Below are 17847 nucleotides of genomic sequence, written 5' to 3' on the forward strand. Positions count from 1 at the left end.
CCTCTTAACAATCCTAAACTGCCGCAAAAAAGAGTTGTGGTAGTTAGCATCCATTGAATTCTTGCCAGATTCGAGAGGTCCACGTACAGTTAACTTGGGCCTCTTTTATTTTGCGATTCTTGACAAATAAGTATATTCATGTTACTTTTAGTACTGAAAAGTCAGTATTAAAGCGATGAAGGTGATGTATGATAAGGAAGAATATACCCGATGCGAAAATTAGAATCTTGCAAGCGGCAATTCAAGTATTCGCTGAAAAAAGTTTTGCAGGTTCGCGGGTTGACGAAATTGCGCAAGTAGCAAATGTACCAAAATCAGTAATTTATTATCATTTCAAAAGTAAAGATGAAATTTTAGAAGTGCTTATTCAAAAATTTGTGCGTGACTATCTTGAATTGATTGCCATAGCTGAAAATGATACGCATCAGACGAAGGCAAGGGAATTAGCTGAGCGGATTCAGACTAGATATTCGCGTTTCGAGGAAAGCAATGCGGATTTAATTCGTATTATCATGATTGAATCGCTAAAAAAATCAAACAAAAAACCAGTGATTTTTAAAATTGTCGAAGCGCTAATAGACAAGGAAAATACCTTTTCAGGGTTAGAGAATTGGAATGATTATGATAGGCAAGAGCGTTTAGTGGCAGAGTTCTTTACTAATATTATTCCTAATTATGCTTATATTTGTTTTCGCGATGCCTGGACAAATTATTTTGGGATTAAACAAGAAGGATTAAGCAAACTTTTTGTCAAAGTGTTCATGGCAACTCATGGAGCGTATCATAAATACCATGAGTAATTTTTTAAATACTTAATACTGAATGGTCAGTATTAAAAGCAAAATGAGAGGTGGAGAAATAGAATGAGTGAAATAACGACAATTACTCTAGGTATTTCTAATTTGTTCTTAGTGAGGGACAAAGGGCTGCTGTTAGTCGATACGGGAACAGATGCTACGCGTGAGAAGTATGTGGAGCTATTTTCAAAGCTCAAAATTAACCCCCGAGATATTGATCTCATCGTAATTTCCCATGGTCATTCCGATCACTTTGCGCATGTTCATGAACTTAAAGAACTAACGGATGCTCCAGTGCTTTGCCATAAGAATGCGGTAGATGCTTTAAAAACCGGTAAAAATCCGAAAGTTATCCCGAGAAATGAATTGGGCGAGAGAGTATTAGAAATGATTTTGAAAAATGAGCCAATCCTATGTCAGACTGTGGAACCAGATATTATCGTTGAGTCGATGTTTGATTTAAATCAATATGGCGTGGCAGGAAAAATAATCTATACGCCTGGGCACAGCGATTGTTCTATCACGGTTCTTTTAGATTCGGGAGAGGCCATTGTCGGTGATATGGTGGTTTCATCCCCTTTGACTGGAAATGCATGTGCGGCTTATTTTGCAAATGATGAAAAAGCATTATTTAATAATATCCGAATGTTACTAGAACATGCTCACACATTTTACAGCGGGCATGGGGGCCCTTTTAGCAGGAAACAAATTTTAAAGCTTGTTTAGGTACAGGAGATGATAAGTTATGAAAGTAGTTGGCATTAATGGAAGTCCTCATAAAGAAGGAAATACAGCCCGATTAATTCAAACCGTGTTTAATGAACTGAATCGGCAGGGAATTGATACGGAAATGATTTCATTGTCCAGTCAAAATATAAGCGGCTGTACTGCTTGTGGTGCTTGTATGAAGCAAAAGAATAGGCACTGTGTGATAACAGACGATTCTTTTAATGTTTATTTGGAAAAAATGATCGCCGCAGATGGGATTATTCTTGGCTCACCCGTATACTCCGCAGACGTCACTTCACAGATAAAGGCATTCATTGATCGGGCCAGTATGGTGTTAGCAGCGAATAAAGGATTGCTAAAATATAAGGTCGGAGCCTCAGTCATTGCAGCTCGCCGTGGTGGCGCGATTAGCGCTTTTGATACTTTAAATCATTTTTTACATAGTAAAGAGATGTTTCTCGTAGGCTCAACTTATTGGAATATGGTTTATGGCAATCAGATTGGTGAAGTGGAACAAGACCAAGAAGGAATGGCTAATATGAAAAATCTGGGGGAAAATATGGCTTGGTTATTAAAAAAGATTCATAGTAATGCTGAATTCAGTTGATGAAGAACCGTAGTCAATTTGTTGGCTACGGTTCTTCAAGCTTCGCTATCATGAAAGTAATTGCTCAGTACTAATCAGTAAGAAAGCACATGCCCTGATGATTAGGGAAGCGGATTGTTGGACGGTTTATTTTTTGCTCCCCACTCTGACATAAGCTGTAAGATTGGGATGAGTGTTTTGCCTTTTTCTGTTAGCGAGTATTCAACTTTAGGCGGAATTTGGTGGTACTCATTCCGGTAGATTAATTTTTCCAATTCTAGTTCTTTGAGTTGATGACTTAACATTTTATGTGTAATTAACGGTATATTTCTTTTCAACTCGCCGTAGCGTTGTACTCCATTTTCAAATAGCTTATAAAGTATAAGCCACTTCCATTTACCTCCGACAACGGACAGCGTATATGTAATAGGACATTTACATTCGTTTGGCGACCATTTTTGCATAGCTGCTCTCCTTTTGTATAGTATCTATTATAAAAGTGCATACTTTTCTTTTTGATAATATCATATACAATTAAAAGAAATAAATCAAATAAGAGGAAGGCGGCTTGAGTTATGAAAAAGGTGATCGCTATTAATGGAAGTCCAAGGAAAAAATGGAATACAGCTACTTTGCTAAATAAAGCACTTGAAGGAGCAGCTTCACAAGGAGCAGAGACAGAGCTCATCAATCTTTATGATCTTAATTATAAAGGGTGTATCAGTTGTTTTGCTTGTAAACTAAAAGATGGGAAGAGTTATGGAAAATGTGCATGTAGAGATGATTTGACACTGATTTTAGAAAAAATTGAACAAGCAGATGCACTCATTCTAGGATCTCCCATTTATTTAGGGGCTGCTACTGGCGAAATGAGGTCATTTATCGAACGTTTAATTTTCCCGTATCTGGTGTATGATGAGAACTATTCCACTCTTTTTAATAAAAAGATACCAACAGGTTTTATTTATACTATGAATGTGAACGAAAGCCAGATGAAAGAGATGGGATACAATTACCATTTACAAACGATTGAATGGGCTATGAAAAGAATTTTTGGATCATCAGAATCGTTGTTTGTTACCGATACTTATCAGTTTGACGATTATTCCAAATATGTTGCTACGAAATTTAATTCTGAAGAAAAAGCAAAAAGGCGACAAGAAGAATTTCCAAGAGATTGTAAAAAAGCCTTTGAAATGGGAGCCAGATTTGTGACAGAGGTGAAACGCTAAAGTCAAATATATAATCATTCCCGGTCCAAATTAAAAACAAACGGTAAAAGCAGTCAATAAATTCACTTTGATTTATTGACTGCTTTTATTTACCTCATAACTGGCTTACTTGCATTAGGCTAAAATCTAGAGAAAAAAGTTATGTTAACTAAAATGGTGCTGATAACAACGAATCGTTGCCGTACCCCTTATTGCACGGAAAACCTGCTTTTCTTCATTAAAAAAAGTTCTTAGCGTACGTTTTGCTGGTGAGACTCCTTAATCAAATAGATATTGATATTAAGATTGAGAAGCGACTTAATTATTCTTAGCTTGATGGGCATGTGACCCCAAAAAAGGGTATTCATAGTTATATGTTAAAAGATTGTTAAGTGGCTGTTACACTTGGTTTGTATTGTTTGAAAGCAAAAGACTATGTTATGATAATAAATAATATTATGATAAGAGAGGTTACTTACATGCAGTGGATATTTTTAAGTTTGGCGATATTATTAGAGGTTTGTGGCATTACTATGATGAAACTTTCGGAAGGATGCACCAAGATAGTATTTACTGTTCCCATGTTTGGTTTTTATGTGTTAAGTTTAAGCATGCTTTCTTTAGCACTGAAAAAAATTCAAGTGAGTGTGGCATATGCTATATGGGCGGGCGTTGGAATTGTCCTGATTACGATTGTTGGTGTTCTGTTTTTCAAAGAATCACTATCGGTTAGTAAAGAAATTTTCTTGTTGCTAATTCTAATAGGTTCAATCGGTCTGCATTTAATTGAGTCATGTCACTATTGAACTATATTGGGCTGCACGGACAGGTTAAATGGCTGGATTCTCCTTATTTCGTAACGTTGCGACTCATTTATCTGTAATGATTGGTTTTTCAGGAATATGTTAGGCGGGTGAGTAAGAATGTTAGCTCAGGAACGACATGCTAGAATTATTGCGATGTTAGAAAAGGATAGAAACGTTAAAGTGGCATATCTTGTAAAGCTATTTAATATATCAATTGAAACGGTGAGAAGGGACCTTGAATATTTGGAAAAACAAGGTTATTTGAAAAGAGTTTATGGTGGAGCAGTGCTAGAAAAGGTAGAAACGCGAGAAGTTAACTTTTGGGTTAGAGAAACTAAAAATAGTGAAGAAAAAATTGAAATTGGTCAAATTGCAGCAAAATATGTAACAGAGGGCCAGGCAATTGCGTTGGATGTTAGTACTACTAACACTGAAGTTGCCCGAGCAATTAAACGTAGAATAAGAAGATTAACGGTCATAACAAACTCGCTTGCTATTGTTGATGAACTTAGAGATATGCCCAACTATACTATACTTATGGTTGGTGGAATTATAAAAGGGGAAGAAAGATGTGTTATAGGCAGTATAGCAGAAAAATTTATTGAGAGCTTGCATATTGATATTACATTTGCTAGCTGCAGTGGTATTTCTCTGCATGCTGGCATAACTGATTACGGAATTGGCGAGATCGAGGTAAAAAAGAAAATGATGGAGTGTTCTCAACAAATTATAGTTGTGGCAGACAGTTCGAAATTTGGAGTGGTATCTTTATTTCATGTGTCTGATTTGGAGAAAGTTAGTATGATTATTACGGATTCTAAGATAAAGGATAGTATTAAAGGTAAATATTTAGAAAGAGGAATAGAAATTGTTAATACATGACTAATGAGTGATTAGCAAAAGACGTAAGGCTAAAATAAGCCGTACGTCTTTTTTTTTGCCCAGCATGGGCGCTTGTCAAGGATTTAAGCTTTTTTCTCTGGCTGTTTCTATGATGCTGAATATGTTCGCGCTAGTCTTGGCTCCGCTCGATTGTTGCTAATCTCTAAGCGCGCATCTAGAAGATAGCGCTCAAGATACTTCCACTGATTTATAGTATAGTGTACCGTCCTGCCAAATGCCGCTCTTCGTTGAGGCTTTGGCTGTATGAAGGTATGAAAAAAGCTCGTCAAGCACTGGCGTTGCCGACTTCTGCCGCTGTTTAAGCGATTTAGGATTGTACAAGCAGCCAACTACTGCTTAATAATGGGTAGCTTCCTACTCGATTTAAGAATAGTGAGAAGGTAATAAGCGAGATTGGAAAAGCGAATGCAAGTTATTGCTTTAATAATGTGTTGTTTTGTGTGATTGTTATAATAACATGTGTAATTATATGCATGTATGTGTATTTTAACCGTATTTTTACATGGAAATAACACAAAAATTAGTATAAATCACTATACTAGAACTATAACAAAAAGAATTCTGGGACAAAGGTGTTATAAGCACAGGAAAATAGGTGATAGAAAAATGGCACAAAATAGTGATAGTGGAAGTAGAACAACAAGAATCCAATTTAAACATTTTGAGAATAGGACAGCTCTGTTATTTATATTGCCAGTATTGATACCGTTAGTCTTATTCTGGTTGTGGCCAATGACCTATTCATTATACATAAGTTTTACGGATTGGGATTATATGAGTCCGGAATATCGTTTTGTTGGTTTGAGTAATTATGGTCATCTTTTACACAATACAGATTTTTTAGCTGCACTCAAGAATACAATGATTTTTTCAATAGGAACGGTAGTTCCAACGGTAGTTGGCGGTTTAATGCTCGCTCTTTTGTTAAACAGAAACCTAAGAGGGATCGGGCTTTTTAGAACGATTTTTTTTTCACCGTGGGTAACTCCAACGGTTGCAGTTTCTATTGTCTGGGCATGGTTATTTGAGCCCAAGGTTGGACTTGTAAATTATTTATTGCAAATAATACATTTGCCTAAGCTCCAATGGGCTCAAAGCGCAGAGTGGGCAATGGTTGAAATAATAATTTTTACTGTATGGAAGGGGGTGGGATGGGCCATGGTGTTTTATCTTAGTGCACTGCACAAAGTGCCTAAGGAGCTGTATGAAGCCTGTGATATTGATGGAGGGACTGATTGGCAGAAATTTAAAAATGTCACATTACCACTTATTTCGCCAACAACCTTTTTTCTAATTGTTATCACTACCATTGATGCTATTCAGGCATATGACCAGATTCAAATTATTACGCAAGGCGGACCTGCCGGAAGTACTAGAACGCTATTATATTTGTATTATCAAGCGGCGTTTGAAAGATTTAATATGGGTGAAGCTACAGCAGTAGCCACTGTGTTAGTGCTTATAACGGTGTTGCTAGGAGTCATACAGTTTGTGGCCTCAAAACGTTGGGTTTATTATCGTTGAATGGTTGATTAGTGGGGATGAGAAAAATGAGTAATCTAAATTTCAAAAGGATGGCAGTAATAAGTAACTTGCTAAGGTATATAACTTTGGGTATGGCCAGTTTGATAATTGCTTTTCCTTTTTTTTGGCTGCTGAGCAATTCGATTAAAACTACAGATGAAATATGGCTTTTTCCACCTACTTGGTGGCCTGCGCTAGCCCATTGGGAGAATTATCCGGATGTATTGGCGGCTGCTCCCTTGGGATTATATATATTTAATTCGGTATTTACAGCCGGCGCAATTGTAATCTTACAGTTAATAGGTTCAGGATTAATGGCGTATGCGTTTTCTTTTCTAAAGTTTAAAGGTAACAAAATTCTGTTTGCTGTTGTGATGGCAACGTATATGCTTCCGGCGGCAATAACCTATGTTCCTAGTTATATACTATTATCCAAGCTCCATTTACTTGACACGTATTTAGGCATTATTATATCTAATGCCGTTAGTGTTTTTGGAATATTTTTAATACGGCAAGATTTTAAACAAGTGAATAAGGCGCTCATTGAAGCCGCCCATATAGATGGAGCGGGGCATTGCCGGATATTGCTACAGATATTGGTTCCATTATGTAAGCCATCGTTTATTACTTTAGGGCTAATCAGTTTTATTGCAAATTACAATAATTATTTATGGCCTTCTCTTATTGTTAAGGATCCACAGCATTATCTTATAGCAGCAGGGTTAAGGCAGTTTTACATACAAGGTGGCGCGTATGGAATAAAGTGGCCGCAAATTATGGCGGCAAGTGCTATGGCAGTTATTCCATTGTTAATATTGTTTCTTTTTGCTCAAAAGTGGCTTGTTAGAAGTATTGGAGACACTGGTGTAAAGGGTTGAAAAAAATTTAAGGGGGAGAATTTTTATGCGCGTAATAACGAAAAAGACAGTAGTTTTCCTGTTATTGATGGTAACATTAACAAGTATGTTAGCTGGGTGTGGGGGAAAAGAAAGTGCAAGTACGAATACAAAGAAACCAGTCGAAATAGAATTTTGGTATGGGTTAGGGGGAAAACTTGGTGAGAATATGCAACAAAAAATCAACGAATTCAATGCATCACAAAATGAAGTTGTTGTAAAAGGAGTTGCACAAGGTAGTTACGGTGAAACTTATCAAACGCTTCAAGCAGCTATTGCGGCTAATAAAGCGCCGGCAGTTGTCTTATTGAATAATAATCAAATGTATGCCCTTGCACAAAAAAAAGTTCTTGCTCCGTTAGACAGTTATATTGCTAGTGATAACACATTTAATTCTAATGATTTTATTTCTGCGTTTTATAGTCAAGGCTTGATCAATGGTAAGAGATATGCTTTACCGATGTATGGGACAACTCAGGTTATGTATTATAACAAGGATTTACTACAAGGAGCGCAGGTTGACCCGAAAACACTAAAAACCTGGGAAGATGTATATGCGGCTGCCAAAAAAATTACCAAGAAGGATGGGAAAGATGTAAGCCTTTATGGTTTTGAACCAATGTGGGGCGCAGATAATTTAATTGATATGGCTTTGAGTAAAGGTGGGAAAATTTTAAGTGGTGATGGGAAAAAGGTAAACATTGACACCCCAGAATGGGTAGATTCTTGGGAAGCAGTACGAAAAGCCATATTTGAGGATAAAACAATGAGAATACATTCCGGCGGGCAAGGTTGGGAGTATTGGTATGCGACTATCGCTGATGTTATGAAGGACCATGCGGCAGGGTATTTGGGATCAAGCGGTGATCAGGGCGATCTTGATTTCACAAAAATTGATGCGGAACCACAACCTGGATGGCAGGGACATGAGGCAGAGCCTGTTGCAGAAGCTATAACTGTTAGTATACCGGCTATTACCGACAAAGATAAGCAAGAAGCGGCAATTAAATGGATCCAATATTTTACAAATGCGGAAGTTAATGCGGATTGGTCGATAAAAACAGGCTATATCACAGTGCGTGAATCAGCAACAAAAGTACAAGCATTCCAAGATTTCGCGAGTACTCATCCGCAAATTTTAGTTCCTATCGCACAAGCAAGAAGTGCATCTACAGCATTTATAGATCCTACAGGGGGAAAAATCATGGATGCTTTAAAAAAAGCAGCTGACAAAATTGAAATACAAAATATACCGGCAGTTGTAGCTTTACAAGAGGCTCAGGCTGAAGCGCAGGCTGCGCTAGATGCGATTCAATAGCCATGACAATAACTATCAATGGCTTACTAGGTAGTGGTCAGAAGTTAGCTAGTGAACGCCATCAATTTTTCATTAAAGAATTGTCGGACTGCTTAGAATTAAAAATTAAGACTCCTTTAAAATCGTGGATACAGGTTCTTTTATGGGACCCAGACGGAAACCTTCGACTACAATGTCTTCATTTGAAAGAAGCTAGCTGTATACCAATACATGTTGATCCATTGCAAAATTACCCTGCTGCCATTCCAGGGAAAATAGTGGCTGGGGAATATACGCTTGAGGTAATTGGCAATGGTTTTCAGAGCATTCCGTATGTGATAGAGGTTAGAGCAGAAATGTCTGCCAACGATGAAAATAGGAATCATTTAACTTATGAGATTTGGTCAAATGGTGATTATGCTCATGGACCATTATTGCTTAACTGTTATGATGCTGAAAAAATGATAGATGCCGGAGTTAAATGGTATAAGGGAGACTTCCATACCCATACCAATCTGTCTGACGGTAAGTTATCTCAGGTGGAGTTATTGCACCAGGCTGAACAAATGGAATTGGATTTTATTGTTGCCACAGACCATAATATTTTGCCTGTAATGTGGGTGAAAGGGAATGTATTGGTTATTCCTGGAATGGAAATCACTTCGCAGTCGAGCCACTTTAATGCTATTGGATTAAATATCTGGTTGGATTTTAGAGGGTCTTGTTATGATTTAGGATTGTATTCCGAACAAGGGATGAACAGGCTGCTTTCTGAAGCGAAAGAAAAAGGAGCGCTTTGTTCCATTAATCATCCTGCGTTAGCTCCGTGGCAATGGGAATATACTGATACTCTGCTTGCCAATGTGGATATGTTGGAAATCATTAATGATCCTACATATCCTGGGAATAAAGAAGCCACAGAAAAGGCGTTAGAACTTTGGACAGCGACATGGAATGAGGGTTATCATATTTGGGGAATTGGTGGAAGCGATAGCCATCTCTTGCCGACAGAAACGTATGAAGGAGCCAGTAGCCCGTCTTTAGTTGGCGACCCTGGGACGTATGTACTTTCCAATGGGTTATCGGCTAAGGAGATCATCAATGCCGTTCGCCAGGGGCGAGTATATGTTAGTCGAGGAATCAAGTTAAATATAAAGATCAGATGTCAAGGACAATGCTTTTTTCCGGGTGATGATTTGACATCTCTATTTACACATGCGGAAGATGAGCATGCGGTAGTCTATTGTATAAAATTGATAGATAGTAAGGATAACTATGACTTAACAATCATTGAAAATGGAGTATCCATCGTCACTATGGGGATTGAAAGTGAAGTGACCTATCAGATCCCTGTTATGTGGAAAGGCAGTCAATATGTATGGAACAGATTAGATATAAGGAATGCCCATGAGGAAATGGTATTGTTTACCAATCCTGTTTACAAAGGGGGAAAAACTCATACAATAGCAAAATTTGGAGAACTTCAGGAATTAGTACGGAGGTCATTGGGTGAAAAATATTCGAGGCGTACTATTTGATAAGGATGGGACTTTATTGGATTTTAATTCAATATGGTTGCCTGTTGCATTAGATTTAGTAAATATACTGGTTGCAGAGTACAGACTAGAGGAAGTAGTTTTGATCAAAAAGCACTTGTTGCAATGCTTAGGTATAAATCAGGGAAGTTTTGAGGCCGATAGTGTGCTGATTTATGGGACGTCTAGCGATATAGCCAAGGCACTACACAAGACATTTAGAAAAGAAGAAGTGCAGGAAGCGTTATTAGCTGGTTTGGATATAAAAGTGCGATGCGAAATTAATCGCCTTGTTTGCGAAAAAGCGGAGTTAATAAGGCCGATTGGCAAGAGTAAAGAACTATTGATAAAACTTAAACGAAAGGGAATATATATTGGAGTGGCCACAGCGGATACGGCTGCGTCTGCCAGATTTTGTTTACAGCGCCTGGGGATAGAAGACTATTTTGACTTCATTGGTTGTGATGACGGTGGCAGTATACCTAAGCCTAATCCGGAATTGTTATATAAATTCTGTGCGGCATGCGGTTTGTATCCAGATGAAGTGGTGGTGATTGGAGATACGGAAACAGATATGAAATTTGCTAAAAACGGAAATGCGGCGTTGGCCATAGGAGTACTTTCCGGGATTGCCAGTCAGTCGGTCTTACAAACTTCAGCCGATTATGTTATCAATTCCGTTGATGATATCTTAGACCAAAACGATAGGCCGCTTTGGGATTACTTGGAATGAAAATACAAAATTATTTGTAGGAGAAAAAATGGCTACACTGTCTTTAAAACATATATATAAAACATATTCCGATAATGAAAATGTTATCAATGACTTTAATCTTGAAATAGCCGACCAAGATTTTGTGGTATTAGTTGGACCGTCGGGTTGTGGGAAATCTTCTGTTTTAAGAATGATAGCCGGGCTTGAAGATATCTCAAAAGGTGAAATTTATATAGGAGAAAGACTTGTCAATGCGATAGCACCTAAAGAGCGGGATATTGCTATGGTTTTTCAAAATTACGCTCTCTATCCGCACATGTCGGTATATGACAATATGGCTTTTGGATTAAAAATGCGCAAGGTGCCGCAGAAACAAATTGATGAAAAGGTTCAGCAGGCTGCTAACATACTGAATATATCCCATTTATTAGACAGAAGGCCAAAAGCTCTTTCAGGGGGACAAAAACAGCGGGTGGCGTTAGGACGCGCGATTGTACGCGAGCCGAAGGTCTTTCTTATGGATGAACCCTTATCGAATTTAGATGCTAAACTTAGAACTCAAATGAGATCTGAGATTATTCGATTACATAAAAAACTACGAACTACATTTATCTATGTTACGCATGATCAGGTAGAAGCAATGACCATGGGAACTAAGATCGTGGTTATGGATGAAGGGATTATTCAACAGATTGATTCTCCGGCGTCCATTTATCACAAGCCGGCCAATGTGTTTGTTGCAGGCTTCATGGGAACTCCGCAAATGAATTTTCTCCGAGGGTCGGTAATTGCAAAAGATCAAGAAGTACTGATTGATTTTGGTGAAAGTTGTATTACTTTGTCATCCGATATAGGAAAGTTAATTAAGCAAGCAGGCTACGGAGGGAAAACCATAATTATTGGCATAAGACCGGAAGATATTCAATTGTCTCAAACGTACATTTCGCAACACAGCAAGGCTGCCTTTGAAGCCGAGGTTCAATTTACGGAACTGATGGGAGCAGAAAGTTTGATCTATCTTGCTAAAAACAAGGAAAGTATTACCGTTAGAATTAATGGTGTATCGCACGCTAAAATAGGTGACATTATAAAATTTGCACTCGATGAAACGAAGATACACTTTTTTGACCCAGACAGTGAACGTAACATATTCAAGTAAATATTCGACATCATAATGAGTGATTCTCTTGCGATGCTCTTATTCTTATGATTTGCCTAAATTCGATAAATGCCTTGATAAGAACATCGACAAGTTTATCGAAAAATATTTATCTCAATTTATATAACTAAGGAAAACTAGCCAAATTCACCTGTACGCATAGCTAGATATAGTTCAGGTTGTTGGACAGACTCCTAGAACCTATTTAAAATTGAATTTTTTTTAATATAACCTAAAGATGTCTATTCAATATTTATTTTATGGGGGAATTAGCAATGAAAAAAATATTATTAGCAACTCTGACGGCAAGTATCATCATCTCAGGAGCAGGGACTACGTTTGCGGCCGAAGATTCTAATCAAGAAATGAAGCTTGATGGTAGTTTGTCCATACATTATCGTGATCAGCTTGATAAAAGTAATGGTGCAGATACTACTAAAACGGGTTGGAAGACTACATTGACATTAAATATAGATGCACCATTAGCTAAAAATCTGGATGCTTATGCAAGCTTAAATTACCAAAATATTAATAGTAATGCAGGTGCTGGTTGGATTAATGATCATGAACCTAGTGGTGCTGATAAGAATTACGCTGCGCTTAGTGCATATGGCTTAAAATATAACAATAACGGATATTCTTATGTTGTTGGTTCTCAGGATATAACACTTGGTGGCGGACTTGCTTATGACAATGGTTATATTGGTAAAAATAATTTACCATATGCTTTGAATGTCAGCAAAAAAGTCGGCGCTACTGATCTTAACGTAATTGTTGCCAAAACAAATTATCAAGCTGGTATCGAAAATGATAAATTTTATGCAGTGCAGGGTAGTTATGCCATTACTCCTGAAACTAACCTAGGTGCAATGTTTGCTCATGTATCTTATGGTAAGAAAACTCTGAGCACTTATCATTTACCGGATAGCCATGTTAATTTTTATAGTGTTTATGGTTCACATAAATTATCGGATCAGGTTACTCTCTCTGCCGAATATCTAAAATCTAGCACGAAAACTGATAATCAAGCTTATCAAACCAATTTGAGCTATAAGCTTGATGGAAAAAATACATTGTCGGTAGGCTATTATCATGCAGAAGACCAAAGCGATATTGTAGACTACAATGAGGCGGACATGACAACTACCTGTAATACTAATACGCAAGGCTATACTGTCTCATGGAAGCATAATTTTGAGAAAAATATTAGCTTGAAGATAGGCTATTTAAATTATACTAAGATAAATGCTACTTCAAACATTGCTGGTGGTACCGACCGCAATAGATTTTATTCGACGGCAACAATAAGTTTCTAATTAGTTACTTATTTTGCTGCCACGCGTGGCAGGACAAATTAAAATATTGTATCAACAATAAGATCAACACCTATTTATAGCTGTGTTGGTCTTATTGCTAACAAAAACCAAATGCTAGGCATGATTATTCCAAATATGTTCTTGCTGGGCTGGACTTTCCGAAATGCGCGTATTTAGGGGCTCTGGGCGATTAGGAAAAGAAAACCTTTAAATTGATTTTTTGTAAGATTTTCCTGGCTGGCAGGCATATTGGAAACGAAGTTATCGTCGCAAGCCATTTCAATACCCAAAGCGATCATGCCTTGTGATGCCGCCCAATCGATGGCAGCACCGGGAGCAAGGGTTGATGATGGGAGCGATAGCCATACAAAAGGTTTTTGTAGAAGGGGAGTTTGTTTGAAAACAAACTCTTTAATTTTATAGGTGCGCATTGCGGCATAGGGTGCCCTTTTGTCATTTGGATCATTGATTATCTCACATAGTTTATTGCTGATGAATTCATATTTGGCAAGTTCCTGCTGATTGAATTCCTGATCTTCAGTGTAGGAAAAAGGAATGAGGATATCCCCCTGCATGAAAGTAGATGTGCCTGTATGATAATCAACAAATAACTTTATATTTTTATGGCTTGAAATAAATGCACTTAGCATTTTTGTTTCTGTCTCTGAAAACGGATGATCACCATGGTAGTATTGGTCGTCAGGGGTATTCATACTCTTGGCGAATGCATCAGTCGTTGGTGCATCCCAATGATACCCCCAGTTCCGGTTTAGGTCGACACCATAAATGTTTGAGCCCACGGGCTTACGGTTTTTACGCCAGTTAAAAGGAGGTTCATCACTATTTAAGTCATAATCAACGCCATCTGGGTTTACCATTGGAGCTATGTAGACTGTTTTTTCATCTAAAAGCTTTGTGATGTCAGCGTCCATGCCATAATTACTTAAAAGAAGCTTAACAAAGCCCATGCCCGTTTTTGTTGTTGCATGCTCACCTGAATGTTGTGCAAAGGTAGCCATTAATCCTGATTTATCAGCTTTTCCTGTTTTATTGCCAATCTCTAATATTATAATTGATCGGCCTTCATATGTCTTAGCAATTTCGTGAACTGACAATATTTGAGGATATCGTGATGCAAGAGTGCTAATTTCAGCTGTCATTTGTTGATAACTATAAAAATTATCTTTTATTGTTTGCTTTGATGGAGTGCATCCTGAAATTAACAAGCTTAGTGCTATTATTATTAGCACTGACTTAATGATCAGACGCCGCATAAGATGTGCTCCTTTCATTTTTTCAATTAAAATGTGATTGCCATGAAATGAAGATGACATAAATATGGATATGAAGTGCTTTACTGTCCATTCATTTCATATCCATATTTAATACTTATTACACTATAAATGTAAAACATATTTATCTTGGTGTCAAGTTTATTTTACTTTTGGATAAATAACATTATTAAGATTTAAAAATTCTGTATAGAATAAGAGCTTTTGACTTGCCAATATAATTAAATGAATGGATTTATTTATAATATTTCCAGCTATTGACAATGAGGAGGGCTGCTGTTATATTGTATTTATAAACTTTATAAGTAACGGGCAATGAAGCCTTTGCATGTTTTTTTCATGCAAAGGCTTCATTGATTTATTTCGAACAGTGACATCTTATCCGCGGCTTTTTCCGCACAAGAACTTTCTTATGCTAGCAAGGGATGAGTTGTTGTTGTAATTAGGATATTTTGAACAAAGAGAGAGAGGCTATACATATCAGGATATTATTGGTTCAGTTGTTAGTGAAGAACAGGTGTTTGAGGACTTAAGCGCAAATTGAGAGCAATAACACAAGTAAGTTTATCATTAGAGGAGGCGTCCCATGAGAAAATTAACGAAAGTTGAAATTATTACCCGACCCGACAAACTGGACGAATTAAAAGAAGCTCTTAATGCTATTGGTGTGGCAGGTATGACTGTTACCCAAGTGTTTGGCTGTGGGTTGACTAAAGGTCACAAAGAAATATATCGCGGTAAAGAATTTAATATTAACTTAGTTCCTAAGGTAAAGCTGGAAACCGTTATTTGTGAGATTCCCGTAGATCTAGTGGTGGAAACAGCCAAAAGAGTTTGTCAAACAGGTGAAGTTGGGGATGGAAAAATCTTTGTTTATGGGTTGGAAAATGCGGTTCGCATCCGTACTGGTGAAACGGGCGACATTGCTATCATTGATCCGGCTTGATAAAATGTCCATTCTATCCATCATCTTTATGATAATAGGCCCTTTGTTGACATGAGATAGGGCACCTCAATTTTTCGTACGCAGTAATATTATTGCAAATTAAGTTCAGTATACAATGATACATTATTGACATGATGACGATACATAAATATAATTAATAATAAACATGAAAATACACTGTATACGAACAAAAAGGGAAAACAAGGAGGAGACTTATGACAAGAAGTGGGATTAAATTTGTGGGGTTGGCAATTTGCTTGGCTATATTTACCGGAGCTCTTGCTGGTTGTGGTTCAACAGCAGATTCAAAGGATATAAAAATTGGTGGTGTTTTTGAATTAACAGGTGGGGTTGCTTCTTATGGACAGTCGGCGGTTAACGGTGCAAAGCTTGCCTTTAAACAAGTAAACGCTAGTGGTGGCGTTTTAGGTAAGAAAATTAATTTTATTATTGCGGATAATAAATCAGAACCTTCAGAATCTGCGAATGCCGTAACTAAATTGATTACACAAGATAAAGTCGCTGCAATTATGGGGGCAGTCGCGAGTTCAAATACTCTGGCTGCTGTTCAAATTGCGACAGACAATAAAATTCCTCTGTTGACTCCAACGTCAACAAATCCTAAAGTAACTGTGGATGATAATGGTACAGTCAAAGATTATATTTTCCGTTCCTGCTTTATTGATCCTTTTCAAGGAACCGTTATGGCAAATTTTGCTACAAAGACTTTGAAAGCAAAAACGGCTGTTATATATGTAGATAATAGCTCAGACTATTCGAAGGGGCTGGCCCAGTTTTTCGAAGAGAATTTTGTGAAAAGTGGCGGACAGGTGCTGTCAAAAGAAGCTTTTTTACAAAAGGATCAGGATTTTAAGGCGACGTTAACGAAAATTAAATCAGTAAATCCGGAAGTAATCTATGTACCTGGTTATTATGAAGAAGTCGGTAAAATTGTCAAGCAAGCACGAGAACTCGGTATTACTGTACCTATGCTTGGTGGAGATGGGTGGGACTCACCGAAATTGGCTGAAATTGCGGGTAAAGAAGTGCTAAATAACAGCTATTTCAGTAACCATTATTCAACAGAAGATAAAGATCCTAAAGTTACGCAGTTTGTTGAAGATTATAAGGCTGAATACAATCAAACGCCTGATGCCCTTGCTGCTCTTGGCTATGATGGTGCCATGATGCTGGTTGATGCAATCAAACGGGCTGGTAGTGCAGAACCAGCGAAAATTAAAGATGCTTTAGCACAAACAAAAGATTTACAGCTAGTTACGGGACTGATCAGTCTCGATGCAAATCACAATCCAATAAAAAGTGCTGTTATTATTGAATTGAAGAATGGCATACAAACCTTTAAAGAAAAAATTAATCCTTAATCATAACCCATGAATACGAAAAGCTAGCAACTTACGCAAGGACAGATAAAATGTTCCTGCGTTTTTCGAAAGGAGCCATGATTTCGCAGATTGCGTAAATCATGGCTCCTTTTCTTGTAAGGAAATTATGACAAATATTTGTTTTAGTATGGACCGAACTTTTAGGCGGTATGGACATATCTTTCTTAGCGGGAGAATAAAAAATGAATAAAATATTGTTGTTAGTAGTAAATAATATTGGTTTGCCGATTTATCTGAGGCGAACCCTTTAAAGTACATAAATAGCATTTATTTTGAATATAGTTAGAATGCAAGTAGCCCCTGGTTAACGTTATAAAGTTGACTAGGGGCTACTTGCTTGAGAATATTATCAGGGGGGAGTTTTATGGACACCTTCAGCTTGAACATGAACACACATGAATTACTCAAAGAAGCTGAGCATTCTACTCTTGGTCACCCGTCAGCTTCGATAGCGGGTAACATCACAGCCTTATTTGCTATGCTAGTATTAAGAGATATTCTTGCCTATGAAGCTGCTACAGATCCAATTGCAAATCTTACTAACATTATTTCAATCTCAAACAGTATTGCCTACTTAAATGGCAGTATAAAGACGATAGGACCGAAAAAGTAACGATAGTATTTATAAAAATATTAAAACAAAAAAGTGGAAAGCCCTACTAAAGTCTTATTAATAAATGTTTTATTTAATACGATAAATTAATGCGGGAGTATGTATTTGTAGAAGAACAT

The 17847-nt window shown here is 37.3% G+C and carries 19 protein-coding genes; 16 read left to right on the plus strand and 3 right to left on the minus strand.

Features of this window, described 5'->3' with window-relative positions:
• Positions 1-188 precede the first annotated feature (188 nt).
• From Ga0466249_RS05300 to Ga0466249_RS05310, 3 genes are all read left to right on the plus strand, one after another.
• Positions 189-800 carry a TetR/AcrR family transcriptional regulator gene (locus Ga0466249_RS05300; protein ID WP_215828404.1) on the plus strand — a complete coding sequence of 204 codons (612 nt, stop codon included), beginning with the start codon at positions 189-191 and terminating at the stop codon, positions 798-800.
• 63 nt (positions 801-863) lie between these two features.
• Positions 864-1523, plus strand: coding sequence for an MBL fold metallo-hydrolase (locus Ga0466249_RS05305; RefSeq protein ID WP_215828405.1), 660 nt, complete (start codon positions 864-866; stop codon positions 1521-1523).
• A 19-nt stretch (positions 1524-1542) separates the two neighbouring features.
• Positions 1543-2133 carry a flavodoxin family protein gene (locus Ga0466249_RS05310; RefSeq protein WP_215828406.1) on the plus strand — a complete coding sequence of 197 codons (591 nt, stop codon included), beginning with the start codon at positions 1543-1545 and terminating at the stop codon, positions 2131-2133.
• A gap of 101 nt (positions 2134-2234) precedes the next feature.
• Here Ga0466249_RS05310 and Ga0466249_RS05315 read toward each other — a convergent pair whose 3' ends face one another.
• Positions 2235-2576, minus strand: coding sequence for a winged helix-turn-helix transcriptional regulator (locus Ga0466249_RS05315; RefSeq protein WP_215828407.1), 342 nt, complete (start codon positions 2574-2576; stop codon positions 2235-2237).
• Positions 2577-2687: 111 nt separating this feature from the next.
• Here Ga0466249_RS05315 and Ga0466249_RS05320 point away from each other — a divergent pair, with 111 nt between their 5' ends.
• From Ga0466249_RS05320 to Ga0466249_RS05330, 3 genes are all read left to right on the plus strand, one after another.
• Positions 2688-3344 (plus strand): flavodoxin family protein, encoded by a 657-nt coding sequence (locus tag Ga0466249_RS05320; RefSeq protein WP_215828408.1) that lies wholly within the window; start codon positions 2688-2690, stop codon positions 3342-3344.
• 371 nt (positions 3345-3715) lie between these two features.
• Positions 3716-4129, plus strand: coding sequence for a DMT family transporter (locus tag Ga0466249_RS05325; RefSeq protein WP_312889715.1), 414 nt, complete (start codon positions 3716-3718; stop codon positions 4127-4129).
• A gap of 117 nt (positions 4130-4246) precedes the next feature.
• Complete coding sequence (locus Ga0466249_RS05330; protein WP_215828409.1) at positions 4247-5011, plus strand: DeoR/GlpR family DNA-binding transcription regulator; 765 nt, start codon at positions 4247-4249, stop codon at positions 5009-5011.
• 107 nt (positions 5012-5118) lie between these two features.
• Here the strand turns inward: Ga0466249_RS05330 and Ga0466249_RS27710 are convergent, their stop codons facing one another.
• Positions 5119-5361, minus strand: a complete 243-nt coding sequence (locus tag Ga0466249_RS27710; protein WP_376769290.1) for an IS66 family transposase — start codon at positions 5359-5361, stop codon at positions 5119-5121.
• Positions 5362-5638: 277 nt separating this feature from the next.
• Between Ga0466249_RS27710 and Ga0466249_RS05340 the strand changes: the two genes are divergently transcribed.
• The 7 genes from Ga0466249_RS05340 to Ga0466249_RS05370 all read left to right on the plus strand — a co-directional run bounded on the left by Ga0466249_RS05340 (position 5639) and on the right by Ga0466249_RS05370 (position 13474).
• Positions 5639-6556, plus strand: coding sequence for a carbohydrate ABC transporter permease (locus Ga0466249_RS05340; protein WP_215828411.1), 918 nt, complete (start codon positions 5639-5641; stop codon positions 6554-6556).
• Between the two features lie 26 nt (positions 6557-6582).
• Positions 6583-7434 (plus strand): carbohydrate ABC transporter permease, encoded by an 852-nt coding sequence (locus Ga0466249_RS05345; RefSeq protein WP_215828412.1) that lies wholly within the window; start codon positions 6583-6585, stop codon positions 7432-7434.
• A gap of 187 nt (positions 7435-7621) precedes the next feature.
• A complete protein-coding gene (locus Ga0466249_RS05350; protein ID WP_215828413.1) occupies positions 7622-8770 on the plus strand; it encodes an extracellular solute-binding protein in 1149 nt (382 codons plus the stop codon).
• A gap of 2 nt (positions 8771-8772) precedes the next feature.
• Positions 8773-10287, plus strand: coding sequence for a CehA/McbA family metallohydrolase (locus tag Ga0466249_RS05355; RefSeq protein WP_215828414.1), 1515 nt, complete (start codon positions 8773-8775; stop codon positions 10285-10287).
• Positions 10259-11017, plus strand: a complete 759-nt coding sequence (locus tag Ga0466249_RS05360) for an HAD family hydrolase (protein ID WP_215828415.1) — start codon at positions 10259-10261, stop codon at positions 11015-11017. Before Ga0466249_RS05355 ends, Ga0466249_RS05360 begins: the two co-directional genes overlap by 29 nt.
• A gap of 28 nt (positions 11018-11045) precedes the next feature.
• Entirely contained in the window at positions 11046-12158 is a 1113-nt protein-coding gene (locus Ga0466249_RS05365; protein WP_215828416.1) for an ABC transporter ATP-binding protein, read from the plus strand.
• 275 nt (positions 12159-12433) lie between these two features.
• Positions 12434-13474, plus strand: a complete 1041-nt coding sequence (locus Ga0466249_RS05370; protein WP_215828417.1) for a hypothetical protein — start codon at positions 12434-12436, stop codon at positions 13472-13474.
• Between the two features lie 173 nt (positions 13475-13647).
• Here Ga0466249_RS05370 and Ga0466249_RS05375 read toward each other — a convergent pair whose 3' ends face one another.
• Positions 13648-14748 carry a M14 family metallopeptidase gene (locus tag Ga0466249_RS05375; protein ID WP_215828418.1) on the minus strand — a complete coding sequence of 367 codons (1101 nt, stop codon included), beginning with the start codon at positions 14746-14748 and terminating at the stop codon, positions 13648-13650.
• A gap of 604 nt (positions 14749-15352) precedes the next feature.
• On the opposite strand from Ga0466249_RS05375, the gene Ga0466249_RS05380 reads away from it, so the two are divergent.
• The 3 genes from Ga0466249_RS05380 (at position 15353) to Ga0466249_RS05390 (ending at position 17728) form a co-directional block, all read left to right on the plus strand.
• Entirely contained in the window at positions 15353-15712 is a 360-nt protein-coding gene (locus tag Ga0466249_RS05380; protein ID WP_215828419.1) for a P-II family nitrogen regulator, read from the plus strand.
• Positions 15713-15927: 215 nt separating this feature from the next.
• The gene (locus tag Ga0466249_RS05385; RefSeq protein ID WP_215828420.1) at positions 15928-17094 is read left to right on the plus strand and encodes an ABC transporter substrate-binding protein; all 1167 of its coding nucleotides are present in this window, start codon (positions 15928-15930) and stop codon (positions 17092-17094) included.
• Positions 17095-17479: 385 nt separating this feature from the next.
• A complete protein-coding gene (locus Ga0466249_RS05390; protein WP_215828421.1) occupies positions 17480-17728 on the plus strand; it encodes a hypothetical protein in 249 nt (82 codons plus the stop codon).
• The last annotated feature ends 119 nt before the right edge of the window (positions 17729-17847 follow it).

The organism is Pelorhabdus rhamnosifermentans, assembly GCF_018835585.1.
GTDB lineage: Bacteria > Bacillota > Negativicutes > UMGS1260 > UMGS1260 > Pelorhabdus > Pelorhabdus rhamnosifermentans.

Bases quoted from the DNA above. Each gene is read 5' to 3' on its own strand.
- Ga0466249_RS05370 (WP_215828417.1), top strand. From the start codon at position 12,434: ATGAAAAAAATATTATTAGCAACTCTGACGGCAAGTATCATCATCTCA.
- Ga0466249_RS05390 (WP_215828421.1), top strand. From the start codon at position 17,480: ATGGACACCTTCAGCTTGAACATGAACACACATGAATTACTCAAAGAA.
- Ga0466249_RS05305 (WP_215828405.1), top strand. From the start codon at position 864: ATGAGTGAAATAACGACAATTACTCTAGGTATTTCTAATTTGTTCTTA.
- Ga0466249_RS05375 (WP_215828418.1), bottom strand. From the start codon at position 14,748: ATGCGGCGTCTGATCATTAAGTCAGTGCTAATAATAATAGCACTAAGC.
- Ga0466249_RS05330 (WP_215828409.1), top strand. From the start codon at position 4,247: ATGTTAGCTCAGGAACGACATGCTAGAATTATTGCGATGTTAGAAAAG.
- Ga0466249_RS05345 (WP_215828412.1), top strand. From the start codon at position 6,583: ATGAGTAATCTAAATTTCAAAAGGATGGCAGTAATAAGTAACTTGCTA.
- Ga0466249_RS05315 (WP_215828407.1), bottom strand. From the start codon at position 2,576: ATGCAAAAATGGTCGCCAAACGAATGTAAATGTCCTATTACATATACG.
- Ga0466249_RS05320 (WP_215828408.1), top strand. From the start codon at position 2,688: ATGAAAAAGGTGATCGCTATTAATGGAAGTCCAAGGAAAAAATGGAAT.
- Ga0466249_RS05340 (WP_215828411.1), top strand. From the start codon at position 5,639: ATGGCACAAAATAGTGATAGTGGAAGTAGAACAACAAGAATCCAATTT.
- Ga0466249_RS05310 (WP_215828406.1), top strand. From the start codon at position 1,543: ATGAAAGTAGTTGGCATTAATGGAAGTCCTCATAAAGAAGGAAATACA.
- Ga0466249_RS05365 (WP_215828416.1), top strand. From the start codon at position 11,046: ATGGCTACACTGTCTTTAAAACATATATATAAAACATATTCCGATAAT.
- Ga0466249_RS05355 (WP_215828414.1), top strand. From the start codon at position 8,773: ATGACAATAACTATCAATGGCTTACTAGGTAGTGGTCAGAAGTTAGCT.
- Ga0466249_RS05350 (WP_215828413.1), top strand. From the start codon at position 7,622: ATGCAACAAAAAATCAACGAATTCAATGCATCACAAAATGAAGTTGTT.
- Ga0466249_RS05380 (WP_215828419.1), top strand. From the start codon at position 15,353: ATGAGAAAATTAACGAAAGTTGAAATTATTACCCGACCCGACAAACTG.
- Ga0466249_RS05385 (WP_215828420.1), top strand. From the start codon at position 15,928: ATGACAAGAAGTGGGATTAAATTTGTGGGGTTGGCAATTTGCTTGGCT.
- Ga0466249_RS05300 (WP_215828404.1), top strand. From the start codon at position 189: ATGATAAGGAAGAATATACCCGATGCGAAAATTAGAATCTTGCAAGCG.